Below are 4,913 nucleotides of genomic sequence, written 5' to 3' on the forward strand. Positions count from 1 at the left end.
CTGAAGCGCGAGAAGTTCGACATCGTCATCGTCGATTCGATCCAGACCCTCTGGTCCGACGTCCACGAGGCCGGGCCCGGATCGGTGACCCAGGTCCGCGCCTGCGCCGGCGAACTGGTCCGCATGGCCAAGGCGGGCGGCCCCGCCGTCGTCCTGGTCGGCCACGTCACCAAGGACGGCCAGGTCGCGGGCCCTCGCGTCGTCGAACACATGGTCGATGCGGTCATGACCTTCGAGGGCGAGCGCGGCTATCCGTTCCGTATCCTGCGCGCGGGTAAGAACCGCTTCGGCGCCACCGACGAGATCGGCGTGTTCGAGATGGGCGACGCCGGCCTGACCGAGGTCGCCAACCCCTCGGCCCTGTTCCTCGGCGAAGGCAAGGACCGCGCGCCCGGCGCCGCCGTCTTTGCCGGCATCGAGGGCTCGCGTCCCGTCCTGGTGGAGATGCAGGCCCTGGTGGCCCCCTCCGCCTACGGGACCCCGCGCCGCGCGGTCATCGGCTGGGACACCGGACGCCTGGCCATGGTCATGGCGGTGCTGGAGGCGCGCTGCGGTGTCGGATTCGGCCAGCAGGACGTCTATCTGAACGTCGCCGGCGGCCTGCGCATCAACGAACCCGCCGCCGACCTGGCCGCCGCCGCCGCCCTGATCTCGTCGGTGACCGACACACCGTTGCCGCAGGGCTGCATCGTCTTCGGCGAGATCAGCCTGTCGGGCGAGGTCCGCGCCGTCGGCCGCGCCGAAGCCCGCCTGCGCGAAGCCTCCAAACTGGGCTTCGACAAGGCCCTGGCACCACCCCTGACCGTCAAGGGCGGCGGCGTTTCCGTCACATCCGTCAACCGATTGACCGAAGTCGTCGAACGAATCTCCCAGAACAGGTATTAGGGGAGGCATGAAGCAGGCGATGGCGACATTCCCCTTCCCCCCTTGCGGGGGAAGGTGGCGCGCGGAGCGCGACGGATGGGGGGTGAGACCGGGCTTGTCCGTGACTCGCGCTCCAGTGTCTGTCCCGCATCATCGTACCCCCCATCCGTCCGGCTCCGCCGGCCACCTTCCCCCGCAAGGGGGGAAGGAAACCAACTAATGACCGGCTTCGACGCCTTCGCCATCCTGGTCATCCTGGCCTCGGCCGCCGCCGGCTGGGTGCGCGGTGCGACGCGCGAGGTCATCACCCTGCTCAGCTTCGTGCTGGCGGCGTTTCTGGCCCTGGTCAGCCTGCCGCTGACGTCTCGAATCGGGCGGGCACTGATCGACCCCGACTGGGCCGGCACCATCTTCGCCGCCGTCGCAGCCTTCCTGATCATCTATTTCGGCATCCGCATCTTCGGGTCGATCCTGTCGAAGCGGGCCCAGGCTCACCCGACGCTGGGCGGGGTCGATCGCATCCTCGGTGTCTTCGTCGGCGCAGGTCGGTCTCTGGTCCTGCTGGGGGCCATTCATCTGGTCATCGTCGCGGCCTTGCCGGGCGAGCGGACGCCTCGATGGCTGAGCGAGGCCATGCTGCGCCCCGTCAGCGCCGGAGCCGCCCGCGCCATCCAGATCATCCTGCCGGGGATCGGCCGCGGGGCAGATGCCCTGTCACCCGTCGTCGATTCATCCGTCCGCAGAGGCTTTTCCGACGATGAAGCCTTGCAGTCGCCCCAAACAGGCAATAGTTCGCCTGCCGCCCCTGCCCAGTAATGTCACCCCGCTATCATCGGAGCCCCCCACGATGAGCAGCCTTGACCATTCCATCGCCGCCCCCGTTGTCCACCGGGAGCATTTCCGCGACGCCGATGACGATCATCCGCGTCTGGAATGCGGCGTCTGCGGCGTCTGGGGAGCCGAGGCGGACGAGGCGTCCGCCATCGTCGCCCTCGGCCTGCACGCCCTCCAGCATCGCGGCCAGGAAGCCTGCGGCATCGCCTCGGTGAACGACACCCGCTTCCACACCGAACGCCACATGGGCCACGTCGGCGAGGCCTTCGGCGGAACGGACCTCAAGGAACGGATGCCCGGCGCGGCGGCCGTGGGTCACACCCGCTATTCCACCGCCGGCGGCAGCTTCCTGCGCAACATCCAGCCGATGTTCGCCGATCTGGATCAGGGCGGCATCGCCATCGCCCACAATGGCAACCTGACCAATTTCCACTATCTGCGGAACCAGCTGGTCGGCGAGGGCTCGATCTTCCAGTCGACCTCGGACTCCGAGGTCATCCTCCACCTGATCGCGCGCAGCCGCAAAGCCAAGATCGTCGATCGCTTCATCGACGCCCTGGCCCGGATCGAGGGTGGATACGCCCTCGTCGCCCAAACCCGCACCAAGATGATCGGTGCCCGCGATCCCCTCGGCATCCGCCCGCTGGTGCTCGGCAAGATCGGCGAGGCCTGGGTTCTGGCGTCCGAGACCTGCGCGCTCGACACCATCGGTGCCACATTCGTGCGCGACGTCGAGCACGGCGAGGTCATCGTCATCGATCACGAAGGCCTGCGCTCGCTCAAGCCCTTCCCGGCCCGCGCCGCCCGCCCCTGCCTGTTCGAGTATGTCTATTTCTCACGGCCCGACAGCGTCGTGAACGGTCGCTCGGTCTATGGCGTGCGCAAGCGCATGGGCCAGGGCCTGGCCCGCGAGTTCCCGATTGATGCCGACGTCGTCGTGCCCGTCCCCGACTCCGGCGTGCCCGCTGCGCTTGGCTATGCCCAGGAAAGCGGCATCCCCTACGAGATGGGCATCATCCGCAGTCACTATCTGGGCCGCACCTTCATCCAGCCCAGCCAGGGCGCCCGCCAGAAGGGCGTGGCCATGAAGCACAGCCCCAATCGCGCGGTGCTGGAGGGCAAGCGGGTCGTGCTGATCGACGACTCGATCGTGCGCGGCACCACCTCGGTGAAACTGGTCCGCGCCGTCCGCGACGCCGGGGCGACCGAAGTCCACCTGCGCTCGGCCAGCCCGCCGATCCTGTGGCCCGATTTCTACGGCATCGACATGCCGGAACGCGACCAGCTGATCGCCGCCAACCAGACGCTGGAAGAGATGCGCCAGTTCCTCGAGGTCGACTCGCTCGGCTTCCTGTCGGTCGACGGCCTGTACAAGGCGATGGGCGAAACGGGCCGCAACGAGGCCATGCCGCAGTTCACCGACCACTATTTCACCGGCGACTATCCGACCCGTCTGGTGGACCGTGAGATCGAGGAGGGCGGCCGCCAGATGCTGGATCGGCAACTTTCCCTGCTGGTCAGCGCTTAAGCTTGCATGACGCAGGTCCAGCTCGGCTATTTCACCCTCGACACCGCCGACATCGGCAAGGCCCGGGCCTTCTACGGAGCTTTGTTTGGCTGGACGTTCGACGAGGACGCTTCACGGTCGACCTATGCCCACGTCGCGGACTCGACCCCCCCCTTCGGTTTCGTGAAGGCGGAACGCCCGACCAGCGAGCCCAACCTCTATTTCCGCGTCGATGATATCCACGCGACCTGCGCCCGCGTCGCCGAACTGGGCGGAAAGGCCGCTATCCCCGCAGAGAGCGCGACCGGCCAGTCCTGCGTCGTCTGCGACGACCAGGGCGTGAGCTTCAGCCTGTGGCAGGCCGCCGAGGGTTACTGAAACTCGTCGGAAGGCAAGCGCTTCCAGCCGTGCCAATTCTGAGCCATGTGGAAGAGGCGCAGAATATGCAGGCGGTCCCCGACAAGCTCGAAGACCAGAAGGTAGGACGTCTTCCGGACGATCTTCTCAAAGGTGTCCGCTGATTGGCCCGGTCGCCCGATCGGTCGCCTCGCTACGAGTTCGACAGCCTCGCGGACTCGAACCCTGAGATCCTCAGCCGCTGACGGGTTTCTTTCGGCAAGATATTCGAATGCATCCGCATATTGATCGATAGCCGTGTCCGACCAGACGATCTCCCTCATGCGGCGTCTTTTCGATGCTTCGTCATAATGGCGTCGATCCTGGCCATGGCTTCCGCATGGGTCACTGTTCGGCCCTGGCGGAAGTCCTCACGGCTCTTCTCGATCTCGTCCAGCATCCAGAGTTGATGATCGAGATAGTCACTCAAGGCGCGCTGAGCGACGGCCGACGTGGTACGGTCGGTCTCGGCCGCAAGCCGGGCCAGCTTGTCCTTGACCTCTTGCGACACGCGCAACGTCAACGCGGCAGTCTTGGCCATGACGGAATCCTTTGCATCTGATCACAATGTAACACATTGACCCCCCCGCGCGCCACTTCTACGACCCCGCGATGACCTCGACCCTTCCCCTCGCCGACCGCATCGCCCTCGTCGTCGGCGCCTCGCGCGGTATCGGCTATGAGAGCGCGCTTGCCCTGGCCAGGGCCGGTGCCCACGTCGTCGCGACGGCCCGGACGCAGGGGGGGCTGGAAGAGCTGGATGACGCCATCTATGCCGCGACCGGCAGGCACGCCACGCTCGTCCCCTTCGACCTCGTGGACGGCGGCGGCATCGACCGGCTGGGCGGAGCGATCTTTGAGCGCTTCGGCAAGCTCGACATCTGGGTCCACACCGCCGCCACACTGGGGGCCGCCGGCCTGACGCCTGTTTCCCACCTGGACCCGCGCGGCTGGGGCAAGATCGAGAAGACCAATCTGACCGCCGTCTATCGGCTGATCCGCTCGCTGGAGCCGCTGTTGCGTCAGTCCGACGCCGCCCGCGTCATCCACCTGACCACCAGCCTGACCTCCGTGCCCAAGGCCTTCTGGGGCCCCTACGCCGCGACCAAGGCGGGCGCCGAAATCATGATGAAGATCTGGGCCGACGAGATCGAGAACACCTCGATCCGCGTCGCCGTCCTCGACCCCGGCCGGATGCGCACCGCGATGCGGGCCCAGGCCTTCCCGGGCGAAGACCCCGAAACCCTGCCCCATCCGTCGCAGATCGGCCCTCTGGTCGTCGAACTGGCCCGCCCCGACCTGACCCCACCCC

7 protein-coding genes are annotated in these 4,913 nt (G+C 67.1%); 5 read left to right on the forward strand and 2 right to left on the reverse strand.

Features of this window, described 5'->3' with window-relative positions; translation table 11 throughout:
* The 4 genes from JHC99_RS17385 to JHC99_RS17400 all read left to right on the forward strand — a co-directional run.
* Nucleotides 1-885: magnesium chelatase domain-containing protein (locus JHC99_RS17385; protein ID WP_292155911.1), on the forward strand; the 885-nt coding region annotated here is incomplete at its 5' end.
* A 198-nt stretch (nt 886-1,083) separates the two neighbouring features.
* Nucleotides 1,084-1,680 carry a CvpA family protein gene (locus tag JHC99_RS17390; RefSeq protein ID WP_292155912.1) on the forward strand — a complete coding sequence of 199 codons (597 nt, stop codon included), beginning with the start codon at nt 1,084-1,086 and terminating at the stop codon, nt 1,678-1,680.
* Nucleotides 1,681-1,711: 31 nt separating this feature from the next.
* A complete protein-coding gene (purF, locus tag JHC99_RS17395) occupies nt 1,712-3,226 on the forward strand; it encodes an amidophosphoribosyltransferase (RefSeq protein ID WP_292155913.1) in 1,515 nt (504 codons plus the stop codon).
* 6 nt (nt 3,227-3,232) lie between these two features.
* Nucleotides 3,233-3,583, forward strand: coding sequence for a VOC family protein (locus JHC99_RS17400; protein ID WP_292155915.1), 351 nt, complete (start codon nt 3,233-3,235; stop codon nt 3,581-3,583).
* Here JHC99_RS17400 and JHC99_RS17405 read toward each other — a convergent pair.
* Both JHC99_RS17405 and JHC99_RS17410 read right to left on the reverse strand, forming a co-directional pair.
* Nucleotides 3,577-3,885 carry a type II toxin-antitoxin system RelE/ParE family toxin gene (locus JHC99_RS17405; RefSeq protein ID WP_292155916.1) on the reverse strand — a complete coding sequence of 103 codons (309 nt, stop codon included), beginning with the start codon at nt 3,883-3,885 and terminating at the stop codon, nt 3,577-3,579. The genes JHC99_RS17400 and JHC99_RS17405 overlap by 7 nt on opposite strands.
* Entirely contained in the window at nt 3,882-4,142 is a 261-nt protein-coding gene (locus JHC99_RS17410) for a hypothetical protein (RefSeq protein ID WP_292155917.1), read from the reverse strand. The genes JHC99_RS17405 and JHC99_RS17410 overlap by 4 nt, the downstream gene beginning before the upstream one ends.
* 71 nt (nt 4,143-4,213) lie before the next feature.
* Between JHC99_RS17410 and JHC99_RS17415 the strand changes: the two genes are divergently transcribed.
* Nucleotides 4,214-4,913, forward strand: a 700-nt coding sequence (locus JHC99_RS17415; RefSeq protein WP_292155919.1) for an SDR family NAD(P)-dependent oxidoreductase, incomplete at its 3' end; no start/stop codon positions are given.

Source organism: Brevundimonas sp. (assembly GCF_016463485.1).
In the GTDB taxonomy this organism is placed as follows: Bacteria; Pseudomonadota; Alphaproteobacteria; order Caulobacterales; family Caulobacteraceae; genus Brevundimonas.